This window comes from Arthrobacter sp. LjRoot78 (genome assembly GCF_964254335.1).
In the GTDB taxonomy this organism is placed as follows: Bacteria; Actinomycetota; Actinomycetes; order Actinomycetales; family Micrococcaceae; genus Arthrobacter.
In genome coordinates, this window is the sequence record NZ_CAXUTG020000001.1 from 2796955 (window position 1) to 2813534 (window position 16580).

16 protein-coding genes are annotated in these 16580 nt (G+C 66.5%); 7 read left to right on the forward strand and 9 right to left on the reverse strand.

Annotated elements, in window-relative coordinates:
* The first annotated feature begins 3 nt into the window (after nucleotides 1-3).
* Nucleotides 4-510: a GtrA family protein gene (locus ACSQ1X_RS13020; protein WP_436057961.1), complete on the forward strand. Its 507-nt coding sequence runs from the start codon at nucleotides 4-6 to the stop codon at nucleotides 508-510.
* Between the two features lie 71 nt (nucleotides 511-581).
* Here the strand turns inward: ACSQ1X_RS13020 and ACSQ1X_RS13025 are convergent, their stop codons facing one another.
* The 6 genes from ACSQ1X_RS13025 to ACSQ1X_RS13050 all read right to left on the reverse strand — a co-directional run bounded on the left by ACSQ1X_RS13025 (nucleotide 582) and on the right by ACSQ1X_RS13050 (nucleotide 7022).
* On the reverse strand, nucleotides 582-1727 hold the full coding sequence (locus ACSQ1X_RS13025; protein WP_436057962.1) for a cysteine desulfurase family protein: 1146 nt from the start codon (nucleotides 1725-1727) through the stop codon (nucleotides 582-584).
* 7 nt (nucleotides 1728-1734) lie between these two features.
* Complete coding sequence (gene nadC / locus ACSQ1X_RS13030) at nucleotides 1735-2679, reverse strand: carboxylating nicotinate-nucleotide diphosphorylase (RefSeq protein ID WP_436057963.1); 945 nt, start codon at nucleotides 2677-2679, stop codon at nucleotides 1735-1737.
* Nucleotides 2676-4394, reverse strand: coding sequence for an L-aspartate oxidase (locus ACSQ1X_RS13035; RefSeq protein WP_436057964.1), 1719 nt, complete (start codon nucleotides 4392-4394; stop codon nucleotides 2676-2678). The genes nadC and ACSQ1X_RS13035 overlap by 4 nt, the downstream gene beginning before the upstream one ends.
* Nucleotides 4391-5701: a quinolinate synthase NadA gene (gene nadA, locus ACSQ1X_RS13040; protein ID WP_436057965.1), complete on the reverse strand. Its 1311-nt coding sequence runs from the start codon at nucleotides 5699-5701 to the stop codon at nucleotides 4391-4393. The genes ACSQ1X_RS13035 and nadA overlap by 4 nt, the downstream gene beginning before the upstream one ends.
* On the reverse strand, nucleotides 5698-6408 hold the full coding sequence (locus ACSQ1X_RS13045; RefSeq protein WP_436057966.1) for an NUDIX hydrolase: 711 nt from the start codon (nucleotides 6406-6408) through the stop codon (nucleotides 5698-5700). Before ACSQ1X_RS13045 ends, nadA begins: the two co-directional genes overlap by 4 nt.
* Nucleotides 6409-6551: 143 nt before the next feature.
* Complete coding sequence (locus tag ACSQ1X_RS13050) at nucleotides 6552-7022, reverse strand: Lrp/AsnC family transcriptional regulator (protein ID WP_436057967.1); 471 nt, start codon at nucleotides 7020-7022, stop codon at nucleotides 6552-6554.
* A gap of 172 nt (nucleotides 7023-7194) precedes the next feature.
* Between ACSQ1X_RS13050 and ACSQ1X_RS13055 the strand changes: the two genes are divergently transcribed.
* The 5 genes from ACSQ1X_RS13055 (at nucleotide 7195) to ACSQ1X_RS13075 (ending at nucleotide 12004) form a co-directional block, all read left to right on the forward strand.
* A complete protein-coding gene (locus tag ACSQ1X_RS13055) occupies nucleotides 7195-8580 on the forward strand; it encodes an amino acid permease (protein WP_436057968.1) in 1386 nt (461 codons plus the stop codon).
* A gap of 256 nt (nucleotides 8581-8836) precedes the next feature.
* Complete coding sequence (locus ACSQ1X_RS13060; RefSeq protein ID WP_436059337.1) at nucleotides 8837-9793, forward strand: thiamine pyrophosphate-dependent enzyme; 957 nt, start codon at nucleotides 8837-8839, stop codon at nucleotides 9791-9793.
* Nucleotides 9786-10850 (forward strand): alpha-ketoacid dehydrogenase subunit beta, encoded by a 1065-nt coding sequence (locus ACSQ1X_RS13065; protein ID WP_436057969.1) that lies wholly within the window; start codon nucleotides 9786-9788, stop codon nucleotides 10848-10850. Before ACSQ1X_RS13060 ends, ACSQ1X_RS13065 begins: the two co-directional genes overlap by 8 nt.
* On the forward strand, nucleotides 10843-11172 hold the full coding sequence (locus tag ACSQ1X_RS13070) for a biotin/lipoyl-containing protein (RefSeq protein ID WP_043482513.1): 330 nt from the start codon (nucleotides 10843-10845) through the stop codon (nucleotides 11170-11172). Before ACSQ1X_RS13065 ends, ACSQ1X_RS13070 begins: the two co-directional genes overlap by 8 nt.
* A gap of 4 nt (nucleotides 11173-11176) precedes the next feature.
* Entirely contained in the window at nucleotides 11177-12004 is an 828-nt protein-coding gene (locus ACSQ1X_RS13075) for an alpha/beta fold hydrolase (protein ID WP_055796147.1), read from the forward strand.
* Between the two features lie 87 nt (nucleotides 12005-12091).
* On the opposite strand, the gene ACSQ1X_RS13080 is transcribed toward ACSQ1X_RS13075, so the two are convergent.
* The 3 genes from ACSQ1X_RS13080 to ACSQ1X_RS13090 all read right to left on the reverse strand — a co-directional run bounded on the left by ACSQ1X_RS13080 (nucleotide 12092) and on the right by ACSQ1X_RS13090 (nucleotide 15681).
* Complete coding sequence (locus ACSQ1X_RS13080; protein WP_055796150.1) at nucleotides 12092-13426, reverse strand: MFS transporter; 1335 nt, start codon at nucleotides 13424-13426, stop codon at nucleotides 12092-12094.
* A gap of 206 nt (nucleotides 13427-13632) precedes the next feature.
* On the reverse strand, nucleotides 13633-15087 hold the full coding sequence (gene hpaB / locus ACSQ1X_RS13085; protein ID WP_436057970.1) for a 4-hydroxyphenylacetate 3-monooxygenase, oxygenase component: 1455 nt from the start codon (nucleotides 15085-15087) through the stop codon (nucleotides 13633-13635).
* Between the two features lie 57 nt (nucleotides 15088-15144).
* Nucleotides 15145-15681 carry a flavin reductase family protein gene (locus ACSQ1X_RS13090; RefSeq protein ID WP_436057971.1) on the reverse strand — a complete coding sequence of 179 codons (537 nt, stop codon included), beginning with the start codon at nucleotides 15679-15681 and terminating at the stop codon, nucleotides 15145-15147.
* A 158-nt stretch (nucleotides 15682-15839) separates the two neighbouring features.
* Between ACSQ1X_RS13090 and ACSQ1X_RS13095 the strand changes: the two genes are divergently transcribed.
* A complete protein-coding gene (locus ACSQ1X_RS13095; RefSeq protein WP_055797213.1) occupies nucleotides 15840-16574 on the forward strand; it encodes an IclR family transcriptional regulator in 735 nt (244 codons plus the stop codon).
* Nucleotides 16575-16580: the final 6 nt, after the last annotated feature.

Consider the following 16580-nt stretch of genomic DNA (forward strand, 5'->3'; position numbering starts at 1 on the left):
GCGATGGAATCACCTGCTGCGACCGCCGTCCCGCTGACGCAACAGTCCGGTTCCGACACGGCCGTCCGGCAGCCACCGGCCACGAAGCACTACCGCGGCGTCCTGCGATTCCCCGCAGTCCGGCAGCTAATCCGTTTCACCGGTGTAGGGATTGTGTGCACGGTGACCTCGCTTGCCCTGTACGCGCTGCTACGGCCCTGGTTGGGGCCGCAACTGGCCAACGCCTCGGCGCTGATCATCACGTCGGTGATGAACACAGCCCTGAACCGGCGGCTCACGTTCAAAATCGCCGGACGCAGCAAAGTCGGCAGGGACCACCTGAGCGGCCTGGTGGTCATCGTGATTGCGCTGGTACTCACCGGAGGCAGCCTCGGAGTGCTGCACTGGTTCAATCCTGAGGCGAGCATGTCCGATGAGCTGTGGACCACCACGTTGTCCGGCTTCGCGGCCACTGCAGTGCGCTTTGCGCTGCTGCGGCACTGGATCTTCCGCCGCGCACGGCACCGCTGACGGCACCGCTGACGGCGCCGTTCAGCGGCAGCCCGGATAGCGCGCCTGACCGCGCGCTGCGGGCATGCGCCCTAGCGGATGCCCAGCGTCTGCACGCTGTCCACTGCGTGCCGGACGGCTGCTGCTGCTTCGTGCAGTTCCGCCGCCGTCACCGAGGCGTCAAAGCTGAAGCGGACGGCGGTCTGGGCGACGTCGGACGGAATGCCCATCGCCAGTAGCACCGGCGAGGCGGCATCGGATCCGGCGGCGCAGGCGGACCCGCTGGAGCACACCACGCCTTGCCGTTCCAGCTCAAGGAGCACCGATTCGCCGCTGGTCCCCGGGAAGCAGAAGGAAGCCACCGAGGGCAGCCGCTCGGCGGGGTGTCCTGTCAGTTGCGCGCCGGGCACCCCGGCCAGGACCTCGCGGATGAAGTCGTCCCGCAGGGCTTCGACGTGCTCCTGACCGGGGCGGACCAGCGCCAGTGCGGTGGCCAACGCCACGGCGCCCGCAACATTCTCGGTTCCGGAGCGGCGGCCGCGTTCCTGCCCGCCGCCATGGAGCAGGGGTTCAACCCGGGTGCGGCTCCGGACGAACAGCGCCCCGTTGCCTTTGGGTGCACCCAGCTTGTGCCCGGAGATGCTCATGGCGTCCACACCGAGGATTTTCGTGTCCAGCGGAAGCCAGCCCGCAGCCTGGACAGCGTCCGTGTGGAACGGGATGCCTTTCTCACGGCACAGCGCGGCAAGTTCCCGGATTGGCTGGACCGTTCCCACTTCATTGTTCGCATACATCACGCTGACCAGCGCCGTCTCCCGGCGGAGCACGGCTGCAAGGGCTGCGGCTGTCACTTGCCCGTAGCCGTCGACCGGGACGGTATCAACGGCGAAACCGTGGAACCGTTCGAGGTACCGTGCCGATTCTTCCACCGCGGGATGTTCGACGGCGCTGATCACCACGCGATTCAGGGCCTGGTCCGCAGCCTGTCGCGCCAGCGCGATTCCCTTGACGGCCAAGTTGTCCGCCTCAGTGCCGCCGGACGTGAAGGTAACCTCCGCGGGCCGGCAGTTCAGCGCCTTGGCCGTGGCCGTGCGGGCGCCGGCGAGCGCCGTGGCGGCGGACTCTCCGAGCGAGTGGTGGCTCGACGGGTTTCCGAAGTCGCCGGTGAGGTATGGCCACATGGCTTCCAGCACTTCGCGGCGGACCGGCGTGGTTGCTGCGGCGTCCAGGAAAATCATGGCGTGTTCAGCCCACCGTCAGTTCAGTGTCAGTCAGTTCCACGCCCAGCAGTTCAATGTCGAGGCCCAGGTCGAGGGCGATCACACTGTGCGTGAGGCCGCCGATGGAAATGACGTCCACACCAGTGGCCGCGATCGCCGCGACGGTACCGAGGTTCACGTTGCCGCTGGCTTCCACCCGGGCCCGACCATCCACGAGCGCCACACCGGCGGCCAGTTCCTCCAGCGTGAAGTTGTCCAGCATGATCGTGTCCACTCCGGCGGCGAGCACAGGCTCCACCTGCTCCATCCGGTCCACTTCAACCTCGAAGTGCGTAGTGTGGCCGAGCTGCGCTTTCGCCGACCTGAGCACTGCGGTGAGTTTCGCCGGATCGCCTCCGGTGATGACCGCGAGGTGGTTGTCCTTGGCCAGCACGGCGTCGGACAGGCTGAAGCGGTGGTTGGCTCCGCCGCCGCAGCGTACTGCGTAGCGTTCCAGCACCCGCAGGCCCGGAGTCGTCTTCCGCGTGTCGGTGATCCGGGCTTTGGTTCCCTGGACACGGTCCACGAATTCGGCCGTTTTCGTCGCGATCGCGCTCATCCTTTGAACCAGGTTCAGGGCCACGCGCTCGGCCAGCAGGACTGCCCGGGCGTTGCCGGACACCCTGGCCAGCGGGGTGCCCGCGCCGAACCTTCCGCCGTCCGCCACCAACAGCTCGACGACGGCGTCCGGGTCCGTGAGTTTCATGGCGGCAGCGAACACCGCTCCCCCGCTGAGGACGCCCGGGACACGGGCGTTCAGCACCGCCGTCGCGCGTGCCTGCGCTGGAATCAGGACCTGCGAGGTGATGTCACCGTAGGGGGCATCCTCGGCGAGCGCGGCCCTGAGCACACCCAGCACGGCGGCTTCGGGGAGGCTGCCGGTGAGCTCAACGCCCGTCCGGACCGTTGTTTCCTGGGCGGTGGTGGTCATGAGGAAATCCTTTGCATCGAATGGGAGGGGGCGGCCGCGGGGTCCGTATCCGCCCGGTAGTGGGCACCCACGGAGGCAGTCCGGTTCCGGGCGGCCTCCACGAGCAGCCGGGCGGCCAGCAACAGGTTGCGGTCTTCAAACTGACGCGGGTCGCGCGCGTCAGTACCGTCGATGGAGTCCGCCCACTCGGCCAACTGGACGGCAGCGGCATCGAGTTCAGACCCTGTTCGCAGCACCCCGGCAGCACCGGTCATCAACCGCCCCAGAGCGTCCCGCGAGAACGGACCGGGATCCGGCACAGTCATAACGACACTTTCGGGCTGCGCCGCTGAGGCTGCTTCCCCGCACGCAAGGCCGCGCTTCCCGCCGTCGTTCGAGGGTGTTCCGGAAGCGTGCGTAAAAGGGAGGCCGCCCGCGGCCGAGCTAGCACGCGGAGGAACAGCGTCGCACGACGCCCCAGCCGACGGCACAGGTGAAAGGAATGCCTCCACGGCACGCCGCCCGAAAACCAACCCTTCGAGCAGCGAGTTGCTGGCGAGCCGATTGGCGCCCTGAGCGCCGGTGCAAGCTACTTCGCCCGCTGCGTAGAGTCCCGGGACGGTGGTCCGTCCGCCCAGGTCTGTGGCCACCCCGCCCATCCAGTAGTGGGCTGCCGGAGACACCGGAAGCGGTTCGGCCGTCCAGTCGTATCCTGCCGCCGCCGTGGCGGCGGTGATCGTAGGGAACCGCCGCGCCAGGAAATCCGGGCCCTTGGCGGCAGCAATGCCCCGGGCGTCCAGGAACACCGGGCTGTCCGCCGGCGCCCCGGTCCGGGCAAGGTGCAGCGCGATGCTGCGGGAGACGACGTCGCGCGGTGCAAGTTCGGCGTCGGGATGATAGTCCGGCATAAAGCGGTGGCCGTCGGCATCGATCAGCACCGCGCCCTCGCCGCGGACTGCTTCGGACACCAGGAGCGGCGGCGGGCCGCCTGCCGTCTCCGTCATCGCCATGGTGGTGGGGTGGAACTGGAAGAATTCGAGGTCGCTCACTGCGGCGCCTGCACGCCAGGCCAGCGCCAGTCCGTCGGCCGTGGCTACCGAGGGGTTGCTGGTGCGCGCGAAAATCCTTCCGGCACCGCCGGTGGCGAGCAGCACGCCCGTGGCTGCCAGGTTCTTGAGTTCGCCGTTCTGCAGGTAAGTCACGCCGGTCACCCGGCCGTCCGCCGTCGTCAGTTCCGTGACGAAAGCGCCTGTTTCCAGCCGGAGCCGGCCGGACACCGCCCGTTCCAGGACCGCGGCGATCAGACCGCGGGCAATGCGGGCGCCGGTGGCGTCCCCGCCGGCGTGCAGGATGCGCGGTGCGGAATGGGCAGCTTCCAGTCCCAGTGCGGTGTCCCCCTGCGCATCGGCATCGAAGGTGACCCCGTACCGGCGCAGCCCGGCAATGTCCTGTGCCGCCTCCGTGCAGAGGATGCGCACGGCCTCCGGGTTGTTCAGGCCCGCCCCTGCGGCCAGCGTGTCGGCCACGTGGGCCGCCACGGAGTCGCCGGGGGCGGCTTCGCCCGGTTCCAGCACAGCCGACACGCCGCCCTGGGCGTAAAAGGTGTTGCTGTGCTCCAGCTGCCCCTTGCTGAGCAGGACCACTTCCGCAGCAGAGCCATCTTGGGCGTCGGCTGCCAGAAGCGCCGCGTAGAGTCCGGCAATACCGCTGCCGGCAACCACAAGCCGCCTGGTCACGGCCGCGCCGCCAGCATCCGCTCGAGGGCCACGCGCGCCGGAGCGGCCACGTCGTCGTCCACGGTGATGCGGTTGAGGACTTCGCCGTTGACCAGCGCCTCCAGTACCCAGGCCAGGTAACCGGGGTGTATCCGATACATGGTGGAGCAGGGGCAAATGACCGGGTCCAGGCAGAAGATGGTGTGCTGCGGGTACTCCGCCGCCAGCCGGTTGACCATGTTGATCTCGGTGCCGATCGCAAACGTGGTGGGTTCCGTGGCGGCGGCGATGGCCTTCCGGATGAAGTCGGTGGAGCCGGCGGAATCCGCGGCGTCCACCACCTCCATGGGGCACTCGGGGTGCACGATCACGTTGACGCCGGGGAAGTCGGCGCGGGCCTTCTCGATCTGCCCCACGTTGAAGCGCTTGTGCACGGAGCAGAAGCCGTGCCAGAGGATCACGCGGGAATCGAGTAGCGTCTGTTCGTCGTTGCCGCCGAGGTCCTTGCGCGGGTTCCACATGGGCATCTGCTCCATCGGCACGCCCATGGCCTTGGCGGTGTTGCGGCCCAGGTGCTGGTCGGGGAAGAACAGGACCCGTTGGCCGCGCTGGAAGGCCCATTCGAGCACTGTGGCGGCGTTGGATGAGGTGCAGACGATGCCGCCGTGGTCGCCGCAGAAGCCCTTGAGCGCCGCGGAGGAGTTCATGTAGGTGACGGGGATGACCGGAACCCGGCCGTCGGCGTCGGGCTCGGTGCCGTAAAGCTCCTCCAGCTGCTCCCAGCATTCGGTCACGGAATCGATGTCCGCCATGTCCGCCATGGAGCAGCCCGCTGCGAGGTTCGGCAGGATGACCGCCTGGTCCGGCTTCGAGAGGATGTCCGCGGTTTCGGCCATGAAGTGGACGCCGCAGAAGATGATGGCCTCGGCGTCCGGCCGGGTCAGCGCGGCATTGGCCAGCTGGAAGGAGTCACCCACGAAGTCGGCGTACTCAATCACCTCGTCCCGCTGGTAGAAGTGCCCTAGGATGACGGCCTTGTCCCCGAGTGCGGCTTTGGCCGCCCTGATGCGGGTGTCCAGTTCGGCGTCGCTGGCCTTCTTGTATTCCTCCGGCAGCTGCCCCTGGCGCGGGGTGGCCGCGGGGGCGACGTCCGAGCTGGAAGCACCCGGGCCGTACGCAGGCACACCGGCGAGGGCCTCGGCGAGATCGTAATCCCATGGCCCGCGGGCCAGCGCCGGGCTGCAGGTTGCGGCTGTTGCAATGCCTGTGGCACTGCTGGCGGCCTGTTCGCGAGTGATCAACTGGATTGCCGTGTTGACGCTGCTCATGGTGTGCTCCTGTTATCTGGGTCAAGGCCGGGGCGGCCGGTAAAGCGGTAGAGGCGGGGCGGGCGGTGTTTTCCGCCCTGCAGGTATTCGCCGGTTTCTTCGATTTCCGGCGTGGACTTGAGCTGGCGGCGGAAATTCGCGGGGTCCAGCTCCCGGTCAAGGACGGCTTCGTAGACCTCCCGGACCTGGGCCAGGGTGAAGTACTCCCCCAGCAGGTGGTAGGCGACCGAACCGTAGGCCAGCTTGTTCCGCAGGCGCCCGAGGGCATAGTCCACGATCGCGTTGTGGTCGAACGCCAGGTCTCCCAGGCGGTCCGCCCGGAACCACTTGACGTTCTCGGATTCGTCGGCGAGGGCGGCTTCCGTCGGCTGGACCAGCGCCCAGTAGACGATGGACACCACACGCTGGGATGGAGAGCGGTGCAGGCCGCCGAAGGCGTAGAGCTGTTCCAGGTAGTTCGGTGCCAGCCCGGTGGTTTCCTGCAGGTTCCGCGACGCCGCGTCCTGGAGGGATTCGGCGTGGGTCAACGGTCCTCCGGGGAGCGCCCACAGATCCTTGAACGGCTCACGGATGCGGCGTACCAGCGGCAGCCACAGGGTGGGCCGCCCGGATTTCTCGCTGGGACGGAGGGCGAAGATCACCGTGGAAATGGCGAGCGACGGCGGTGCGACCTGCCGCTCGGCAACGTTGGCGGAGCTCGTGTACACGGCGGTTCACCCCGCTTTCTTCGCACCCGACGGTGCCTCTGGGCTTCGTCCGGCGTCCCGTCCGCGGGTACCCCGGTTAGTTATAGTCAACATGACTAGAACTAATGGTACGACTGCCGGGCTCCTACACAAAATGGTTCAGGTCACATTGCGGCGGCCGCTTCGAGCAGCGGCAGCGTCCGGCCTTGGAAGTGCGTGTTCAGGACAATCACGGACGAGGACCTCAGCACGGTCCTGGTGGCGATCATGGCATCAAGGACCCGCTGCAGGTCGGGGTTGGACCGCGCTGCGATCCGCGCCATCAGGTCCGAGCTGCCGGAAACGGTGTGGATCTCGATCAGTTCAGGAATACCCGCCAGCGCTTCGACCACAGCATCGTGCCCCAGGTCCTGGTTGATGGTGAGCGAACAAAACGCCACCACCGGGTAGCCGAAATGGGAGGGGTCCGGCTGGGGCACCCACGAACCGATGACCCCGCCTGCCGTCATCCGGTCCAGCCGGGACTGGACGGTGGCGCGGGCGATCTTCAGGACGCGTGAAGCTTCCAGCACCGAAGCCCTGGGCGAATCCGTGAAGAATCGGACAATTTTGGCGTCCGTTGCGTCCACATTCATTGATTTCCCTTTCACGTCGGCCCATCCGCTTACAAATCGCCGGATATCCGGGCGATACTCCTGCAAACTGCCACCATGCTCTCACGGAAGCTGTGCGAAGAGGCCCGCGCGGGACGGTAAATTCAATATGTCCCAAAAGGACCACCCACCGACCACAAGAAGGTTCGCAAGCATGACGATGAAGTCCACGGCAGAGCGCCCATCCACTTCGCTCGGCCACAGCATGAAGCCCCGCCAGCTGACCATGATGGGGCTGGGCAGCGCCATCGGGGCAGGCCTGTTCCTCGGCTCAGGGGCGGGCGTCCAGGCCGCCGGTCCGGCCGTCCTGATCTCCTACCTCGTGGCCGGCACGCTGATCATCCTGGTCATGTGGGCCCTGGGCGAAATGGCCGCCGCCAACCCGAACAGCGGAGCGTTCTCGGTTTACGCGGAAAAGGCCATGGGCAGGACCGCCGGCGCAACTGTGGGGTGGCTGTGGTGGCTGCAACTGGTAGTGGTCATCGCGGCCGAAGCCCTCGGCGCGGCGGGCCTCCTTTTCACGGTCTGGCCGGTGATCCCCGTCTGGGTGCTTTCCCTGGTGTTCATGGCCCTCTTCACCGCCATCAACCTGGCCGGCGTGAACAACTTCGGTGAGTTCGAGTTCTGGTTCGCCATCCTCAAGGTGGCCGCAATCCTGATGTTCCTGGGCATCGGCACGGCGCTGCTCCTTGGCCTGCTGCCTGACGCACCCAGCCCCGGCCTGGGCAACATCACCGGAAACTTCGCCCCCGCAGGCCTCGGCGGAATTGCCACCGCGCTGTTCGTGGTGATCTTCGCCTTCGGCGGCACCGAGATCGTCAGCGTTGCCGCCGCCGAGACTGAAAACCCCCGCCACAGCGTGGGCCAGGCGATCCGCACGGTGCTGTGGCGGATCCTGGTGTTTTACATCGGCTCGGTGTTTGTCATTGCCGCTGTCCTGCCGGCCACCTCCGAATCCCTCGCCTCGCCGTTCGCCGGCGTACTCGATGCCGCAAGGATTCCGGGAGCCGGCACGGCCATCACCCTGGTGGCTGTCATTGCACTGCTGTCCGCGCTCAACGCGAACCTCTACGGTGCGTCCCGGATGATCTATTCGCTGGCCCAGCGCGACGAAGCCCCGCGCTTCCTGTCGAAGCTGAATGCGGCCAGGGTGCCGATGGTTGCCGTGGGCGTCTCCGTGGCCTTCGGCTTCATCGCCGCCGTGCTCGAACTCCTCTTCCCGGAACAGATCCTCCCGGCGCTATTCCAGCTGGTGGGCTCAACCTGCCTCATGGTCTGGGGCTCTGCCCTCATTTCCCAGCTCATCCTGCGCCGCAAGGCGGATCGCGACGGCACCGAGCTTCCGCTCCGAATGAAGGGCTTCCCGGGCCTGACGATCTTCGGATTGGTCCTGCTGGCGCTGATCTTCGCCGTCGGTTTCAGCAGCCCCGAGAGCAGCCGCCAGCTGGTGAGCACCATCATCCTGGTTGCCGCGATTGCCGCGGCCTGCAGGATCGGCGCCAAGGTCACAGCGTCCCGCCGGGCGAGCGCAGCCAGGTAGGCACGTAGGGGGGCAGCCCAAGCGGATCGCTCCCGATTCCACTAGGCAAATTGCTATGCGACACAGCTGCAGCCATGGCAGCTTTTCACAATCTGGCAAGTCCAACGTGGGCTGATTGCCCAGCCTTCCGCCCGTGACTAGGGTCACAGGCATGGATACCTCGCCTTCCCCTTTGAACGGCAACGACGCCGGGCACCTGTCGGGACCACATGCTGAACCCCTGACCGCCGAGCAGCTTCGCGAACTGTATTCGCTGATGGTGGCCGTCCGGCACCTGGACACATCGGCGATCGCCTGGCAGCGCCAGGGGCTCATCCCCGGCTACGCGCCGGAACTCGGCCAGGAGGCCGCACAGGTGGGAAGCGGCTACGCCGTGGACACCACCCGCGACTTCGTCTTCCCCACCTACCGCGAAATGGGCGTGGCCCGGGCCATGGGTGTGGACATGGTGGCCTATATGTCCACACACAAGGCCACGTGGCACGGCGGACTCTATAACCCGATCGAGTCCCGGCTTGCACCCATCCAGGCCGTGGTGGGCGGATCGGTGCTCCACGCCGTGGGCTGGGCCCACGGCCAGACGCTGGATCAGGCGGACGGCGTGGCCATGACGTACTTCGGCGACGGCGCGTCGTCCCAGGGCGATATCCATGAGGCGATGAACTTCGCGGCGGTCATGAAGGCTCCGGTGGTCTTTTTCGTCCAGAACAACGGCTGGGCCATCTCGGTCCCCACGGAACGCCAGGTGGCCGGCGGATCCGTCGCCGCCCGCGCGGCGGGCTACGGCATGCCGGCACTGAGGATCGACGGGAACGACGTCGTTGCCGTGGCCGAAGCGACGCGCCGCGCCTTCGCGCACGCGCGCGCCGGCAATGGCCCGGTGCTCATCGAGGCCATGACCTACCGCCGCGGCCCGCACTCCACCTCCGATGACCCGGGCAGGTACCGGTCGCTCAATGAAGAGCGCGACGACGCCGGCGAAGACCCGCTGGAACGGTTCCGGAAGCAGCTGCTAGCCGACGGTATCGCCGACGATGCCTTCTTCGCCGAAGCATTGGCAGCCGCCAAAGCCGAGGAGGAAGACATCCGCGCCGGGATCCAGGCGCTCGGTTCCCGCCCCGGCACCGAAATGTTCGACCTGGTCTTCCAGGAAACCACCCCTGCACTGCAGGCCCAGGCCGCCAGCTGGCGCGAGGAGTCCGAACATGTCTAATGCCACCCTTGAAAGCGGGGCCGCCATGGCCGAAGGAACTGCACGCAGCGGAGTTGAACAGTTGTCCATGCAGCAGGCACTGAACCGTGCCCTGGACGAGGTGCTCGCCGCGAACCCGAAAGCGCTGGTCTTCGGTGAGGACTGCGGCCGGCTCGGCGGCGTGTTCCGCATTACCGACGGCCTCCAGGCGAAGCACGGCACCGGCCGGGTGTTTGATACCCCGCTCGCCGAGTCCGGCATCCTGGGCATGTCGGTGGGGCTGGCGATGGCCGGCTTCCATCCCATCCCGGAGGTCCAGTTCGACGGCTTCGCCTACCCGGCCGTCAACCAGATCGTCTGCCAGATTGCCCGGATGAACTACCGCAGCCGCGGCACGATGCCGATGCCCATCACCCTGCGCGTGCCCAGCTTCGGCGGCATTCGCGCCCCCGAACACCACGGCGAAAGCCTCGAGGCGCTCTTCGCGCACGTACCGGGCCTGAAGGTCGTCTCGCCGTCGAACCCGCACGAGGCATACCACCTGCTCAAGTACGCCGCCACGCGGCCTGACCCGGTGATCTTCATGGAGCCGAAGTCCCGCTACTGGCAAAAAGGCGAGGTCGACTTCGACTCTCCGGACCCGGCAGGCTCCCCCACCGGCGGCTCCCCCACCGGCGCGAAAGTCAAGCGCGCGGGCCGCCACCTCACGCTCGTCGCCTGGGGCGCCATGGTGGCGCGCTGCCTGCAGGTGGCCGAGCTCGCCGCCGAGGACGGGATCGACATCGAGGTCCTGGATCTGCGCTGGCTGAAGCCCATCGATGAAGCCACGCTGGCGGCGTCCGTGCGGAAGACGCGGCGCGCCGTCGTCGTCCATGAAGCGCCGCTCACATCCGGGCTTGGCGCCGAAGTTGCCCAGCTCATCACGCAGGCCTGCTTCGACACGCTCAAGGCACCCGTGGAGCGCATCACCGGCTTCGACGTGCCGTATCCCTCGGGCGATCTGGAAGACGAATACATCCCGAACATTGACCGGATCCTCTTTGGCATCCAGCGAGTATTGGAGTACAAACGTGGCTGAAATTTCCTTCCCGCTCCCCGACCTCGGCGAGGGCCTGATCGAGGCGACGGTGCTGGAGTGGCTGGTTTCCCCGGGCGATCAGGTGGAGCGCAACCAGCCGCTCGTCGAAGTGGAAACCACCAAATCCGCTGTTGAACTGCCCAGTCCGCAGGCAGGTAAAGTGGTGCGTATCCACGGCGGGCCCGGTGACAAGATCAATGTCGGCGAGCCCCTGATTGTGTTTGAGGTGCCGGACAACACTGCCGGCATCGTGGGCACGGTCCCGAAGGAAGAGGCACCAAAGCGCCGGGTCCGCCTGAGCGCCGTACTTGATGAGGACTGACACCATGAGCGGCAGGCACACCGGCGAGCAGCACCACCACACCGTGGAGGGCACCGACCCCCAGCTTTACGTGGAGGTGCACGAGCCGGAGGCCGACACCGGGCTGCGGCCCGTCCTGTTGCTCCACGGGTTTTCCTCCTCCACCAAGCTCAACTGGCAGGACACCGGCTGGCTGGCCGCCCTGCTGGAAGCCGGCCGCCGCGTCATAACCGTCGACCTGCCCGGCCACGGCCGCAGCGGGGCACCGGAAGACATGGATTCGTACAGCCCCAGCCGGATCCGCGCGGACCTCCTGCAGGTGGCGTTCGACGCCGGTGTCCGCCCCTTGCGGGACGGCGACCCCGCCAGCGGGCTCGACGTGGTCGGCTACTCCCTGGGGTCCCGGCTCGCCTGGGAATTCGGCGCCACCCAGCCGGAGCTCGTTCACCGCCTGGTGCTCGGCGGCCCCAACATTGCCGATCCGCTGGCGGCCTTTGACCTGGTGGCCGCGCAACGTTATCTGGCGGACGGCACGCCCATCGCGGACGAGTCCACGGCCGGCCTGCTGAAAATGGCCCAGGGGCTGCCCAGCAACAATATCTTTGCGCTGTTGTCGCTCGTGGAAGCGATCAAGGGAGAACCCTTCGATCCGGCCGAAGCCGTCCCCCACATGCCCATGCTGCTTGTGGCCGGCGAGAAGGACGACCGGGCCGCGACCATGCCCGAGCTCGCTGAACTGGGCGCCAGGTCAGGGGCGCTCGTGGAGCAGCTGCTGATTCCCGGCCGGAACCACAGCAATGTGATCACCAGCAGGGCGTTCAAGCAGGCGGCAACGGAGTTCCTGGGAGTCTAGGTCCGGCACACCAACGGCGGGCGCGGACCGTAATGGTCCGCGCCCGCCGTCGTGCTTGTCAGGAACGCTGCGCAGTCAGCCTGCCTCCTAGTGGTGGCTGCTGACGCCCAGCGGGCGGCCCTTGGTTTCGCCGGCCAGGAGTACACCGACTGCGGAAATAACGCACAGGACCATGATGTAGATGCCGATGGAGCCGGTCCACTTGGTGCTCTGCATCAGCGTCTCCGCGATGGTGGCCGCGAAGGCACCGCCCAGGATCGCACCGAACGCGTAGCCGATGGAAATGCCCGAGTAGCGCACGTTGGCCGGGAACATTTCGGCATACATGGCGGACATCGGGCCGTACGACAGCCCGAGGCCGACGGTCAGCACGAAGAGCGCCAGGCCGTACAGCATGATGTTCTTCGTGTCGATCAGGGCAAACATCGGGATCATCCAGGCGAACACGATGCCGTAGCCGATCAGGAACGTCTTGACCCGGCCGATCTTGTCAGAGAGCCAGCCGCCCACGAGCGTGAAGATCAGCCAGCCGAATGAAGCCAGGGTGGTGGCCAGCAGGATCTCGGCGACCGGCATCTTCAGCGTCTTGGTGGCGTAGGAGATGAAGAACGCGATCAGCAGGTAGCCCGCCGCGTTATTGCCGATGAAGATCATCGTGGAGTAGAGCACGGACTTCTTGTGGAACTTGATCAGCTGTCCGAGCGGAGCCTTGGCCTTCTCCTTGCGCTCGATCATTTCCTTGAAGACCGGGCTTTCGGCCACCGCACGGCGGATCAGGTAGCCCACCACGATCAGCACGATGGACAGCAGGAACGGCACGCGCCAGCCCCAGGCGCCGAAGGCTTCCTTGGACATGCTGGTGTTGAGGAAGTACAGCAGGCCCGTGGCCAGGATCATCCCGACGGGAACGCCGATCTGCGGGTACGCGCCGAACAGGCCCCGCTTGCTCTTGGGAGCGTGCTCCACGGCCATCAGTGCCGCGCCGCCCCATTCACCGCCGGCGGAGAAGCCCTGGATGATGCGGAGCAGGATCAGCAGGATCGGCGCCCAGACTCCGATGTCGTTGTAGGTCGGCAGCATGCCGATCAGCGCGGTGGCGGCACCCATCATGATGAGGGTGAAGACCAGCATGGCCTTGCGGCCCAGGCGATCGCCCAGGTGGCCGGCGATGACTGCGCCGAGCGGGCGGAAGAGGAAACTGATGCCGATCAGCGCGAAGGAAAGGATCTGCGCAAGGCCGGGATTCGAGGCCTGCAGCGGGGTGAGGAACAGCGGTGACAGCAGCGTTGCTGTGAGCTGGGCAAAAATGAAGAAGTCGTACCACTCGATGGTGGTGCCGACCAGCGTCCCGGCGAGGACTTTCCGTTCCTCATGTTTGCTGCTGGGGCCCGCCTCTGAATCGACGTGTGAAGTTGCGGTCATTGGAACTCCGTGGCTGTGGGCAGTAGCAGAAAGCGCTACTACCGAATTTGGAATGACGCCGAGCGAATTACCGATCGAACGGTCAGTTGGTATGAGGATACTCGAATGTGTGACAAAGCGCACTAGGACTTTTGGTCCAACGTGCCGCCGGACTCGTGGCGCCGGACTCGTGGGCGGCGGCCACATGGACCCGGCAGGCAGGACGGTCAGTCCGGCCTGGTGAGGAATTCGCGGACCCTGACCCGGACCGGTTCGCGGTCATAACTGTTGACGAGGGCACCGGCCATCCGGACGGGATCACCGAAGAAGAAGTACTCGTAGAGGGACTGCCGGCCCGCGAACCCTGAGATGGAGGCATCAAAGGCCAGCTTGAACAGGCGGACGCGCTCAGGTCCGGTGAGCGTCTTGCCCTGCAGATACATGTCGATGTCCGCCCTGGCCCCGCTGTTGACGTCGGCCTCACCCGGCAGCGCCATCAGCCCGGAGGCGGAGAACTTCCGGATGATCTGCGGGAAGCGCTGGGCGATTTTGGGGTACCAGTTCCTGGCAGCATTCAGCGTGGTCCATTTGGGAAGCATCACGCCTGCCTCGTTGGGCCTGGCGTCAGCTTCCGACGCGCGGACCAGCGCCTTGCCGATTTCGACGTCGATGATCAGTTCGGCGATGTCCTCCTGGATGTGCTGGAAACCGTCGATCCCGATGGACTCGGCCAGTTCCGACGCCAGGCCGAGGAAGAACTCGCTCTTGGCGATCGTCCGGGTGACCACCTGGTGCGTCATGAGGGCGCCCGCGCCGGTCTCCGTGTAGAAGCTGTTGCAGAGCTCCGGGTGGCCGAGCATGAAGATCCGTTCGCTCGGCACGAATACCCTGTCGAAGATGGCCACCGCATCCATTTCCTCATAGCGCGAGGCCAGGGGCTCGTCATGGCTGCTGCCGCCGTTGTACAGCGAGGTTCGGCACAGGTACCGCAGGCCCGGAGCATCATTGGGGATGGCGAACGCATAGGAATACGGGGCGTCCTCCGGGGTGCCCCGCAGCACGGTGGACGGGAACACCAGGAGCTCGTCGGCAATGGGCGCGATCGTGGCCAGCATGCGGGCACCGCTGATCACAATGCCGTCCTCGCGCTCTTCGACGATGTGGGCCGACAACTGCCCGCCCATCTGTTCGGAGCCCGAGACGGAGCGGTTGACCTGCGGCGGGATGAGCGTGTGCGTGGCAAGGACGTCGTTCTCCCGTGCCCACTCGTAGTAGTTGCGGATGTTTTCGCCAAATTTGGGGTCGGCCTGCGAGAACCATTTTTCCGCGGTGCTGAGCGCCGTCAGGGATGAGTTCATATAGTCCCCCGAGCGGCCCAGGAAGCCGTTGGAGGATTCGGCCCAGGTGGAAATGGCCCTGCGCCGGCGCTGCAGATCCTCGATGGTCCGGGGGACCAGGAAGGACGCGTTCACCAGGTCGCCGGTCGAGGGCGAGGGGTATGTCAGTGCTTCCTGGTGGGCGGGGTCGTGCTGCATGTCGAAGAGCTTCGCGTAGGACCTGGCCACGTTGCGGAACGCCGGGTGCTCAGCAATTTTTTCGCTGACCACCTCACCGTCGATCACCACATGGGGCTTCATGGCGTTGAGTTTGTCCAGATACTGCCGTCCGGTGCGGATACCCATTGTTCTTCCTCCAGTCCTCGTTGAGCTGCAGCGGGTTGTTCGGATACGGGGGCCGGGCTAGAGGAGGTCCTCCATGCCCAACTCCCGGTCCGGGATGGTGGTGTAGGTGCCGTTGGCAAACGCCAGGGCGTCGCCGTGGCGGTAGTCGAAGTCCACCACCTGGCCGAGATACAGGGTGTGGTCGCCGCCGTCGTATGCAGCCCAGGGCCGGCACTCGAAGTACGCCAGGACCCCGGCGAGGCGCGGCGCCGTGGCACCCTCCACCCACCGGGGTTCGTGCCCGGGGCGGCCGGCGAAATGCGTGGCGAGGTACCGCTGTTCGGCACCCAGAATATTCACCGTGAACGGACGGCCGGCAAGCTCATCGTGCGCTTTTGCGGTACGGGCAATGCTGACCAGGACCAGGGGCGGCTCCATGGACACCGACGTAAACGAGTTAACGGTGATGCCGTGGCGCTTGGTGGCGCCGTCGAAGGTCACGATCGCGACGCCTGTGGCAAACCTGCCGAGGCTCCCGCGGAAACGGTGGTCCTTCGGTGTCGACGTCCTGCCCGCAACTTCGGGGGCCTCTCCCGGACGTGGTGTGGACATCATCATTGATCCCTTGGATTGTCTGCTCTATAGTCGATCTCGACGACCCAACTGTTCTATAGTTGAACATATAGTTCCCATATGGAACGCTAACCCAAAGTGAGGCGCAACACAAGACCCTGCGAGTGGAGCGCCACGGAACCCGGCCTAGGATGGACAGCATGACTCAGACTGCCGGCGCCGGTACACAGGCCGCGACCGCCCAGGCTTCCCCGTCGCAGACCCTCTCGCGCGGGATCCGCGCGCTGGAAATTCTCGCGGAAGCCGGGCAGCCGCTCACCATCGCTGAACTTGCCGACGCGATGGGGGTCCATCGTTCCGTGGCCTACCGGATCCTGCGCACGCTGGAGGATCACTCCCTGCTGGTCCGGGACGACTCCGGCAAGGTCCAGCCCGGCCCGGGCCTGGCCGTCCTGGCACGGGGTGTTTCCCGCAACCTGCAGTCGGCTGCATTGCCTGAGCTCACACAGCTTGCCAACACCCTGAACATGACGGCCTTCGTCGCGGTGTGGGACCACCAGGACTGCATCACCCTGGTGACCGTGGAGCCCCGGCACTCGGCGGCCACCGTGGTCCAGCACCCCGGCTCACGGCACCCGATAAGCGCCGGCGCCCCGGGGATAGCCATCCAGTCTGCACTCACGGAGCACGACTGGAACCTGCTGGCGCCGGATATCCCCTACCGGCCCGAGGCGGCCGAGGCCCGGAAACGCGGCTACGCGGCCAGCCACGATGAAGTCATTGCGGGGGTTTCCTCGCTGGCAGCCCCCATCAACGTGCCGGGCGGCCGCCCGGCCTCGGTCGCCGTCGTCTACATCCGCTCAACCCAGGACCCGGCTGAAGTGGCGGCAGCCCTGACCTCGAGCGCCGCGCGCATCGAAAAGCAGCTGCTCTAAGGCGCG

Coding starts and splice junctions, on each gene's coding strand:
- ACSQ1X_RS13020 (WP_436057961.1), top strand. CDS start 4: ATGGAATCACCTGCTGCGACCGCCGTCCCGCTGACGCAACAGTCCGGT.
- ACSQ1X_RS13025 (WP_436057962.1), bottom strand. CDS start 1,727: ATGATTTTCCTGGACGCCGCAGCAACCACGCCGGTCCGCCGCGAAGTG.
- nadC (WP_436057963.1), bottom strand. CDS start 2,679: ATGACCACCACCGCCCAGGAAACAACGGTCCGGACGGGCGTTGAGCTC.
- nadA (WP_436057965.1), bottom strand. CDS start 5,701: ATGAGCAGCGTCAACACGGCAATCCAGTTGATCACTCGCGAACAGGCC.
- ACSQ1X_RS13050 (WP_436057967.1), bottom strand. CDS start 7,022: ATGAATGTGGACGCAACGGACGCCAAAATTGTCCGATTCTTCACGGAT.
- ACSQ1X_RS13055 (WP_436057968.1), top strand. CDS start 7,195: ATGACGATGAAGTCCACGGCAGAGCGCCCATCCACTTCGCTCGGCCAC.
- ACSQ1X_RS13060 (WP_436059337.1), top strand. CDS start 8,837: ATGGTGGCCGTCCGGCACCTGGACACATCGGCGATCGCCTGGCAGCGC.
- ACSQ1X_RS13065 (WP_436057969.1), top strand. CDS start 9,786: ATGTCTAATGCCACCCTTGAAAGCGGGGCCGCCATGGCCGAAGGAACT.
- ACSQ1X_RS13075 (WP_055796147.1), top strand. CDS start 11,177: ATGAGCGGCAGGCACACCGGCGAGCAGCACCACCACACCGTGGAGGGC.
- ACSQ1X_RS13080 (WP_055796150.1), bottom strand. CDS start 13,426: ATGACCGCAACTTCACACGTCGATTCAGAGGCGGGCCCCAGCAGCAAA.
- hpaB (WP_436057970.1), bottom strand. CDS start 15,087: ATGGGTATCCGCACCGGACGGCAGTATCTGGACAAACTCAACGCCATG.
- ACSQ1X_RS13090 (WP_436057971.1), bottom strand. CDS start 15,681: ATGATGTCCACACCACGTCCGGGAGAGGCCCCCGAAGTTGCGGGCAGG.
- ACSQ1X_RS13095 (WP_055797213.1), top strand. CDS start 15,840: ATGACTCAGACTGCCGGCGCCGGTACACAGGCCGCGACCGCCCAGGCT.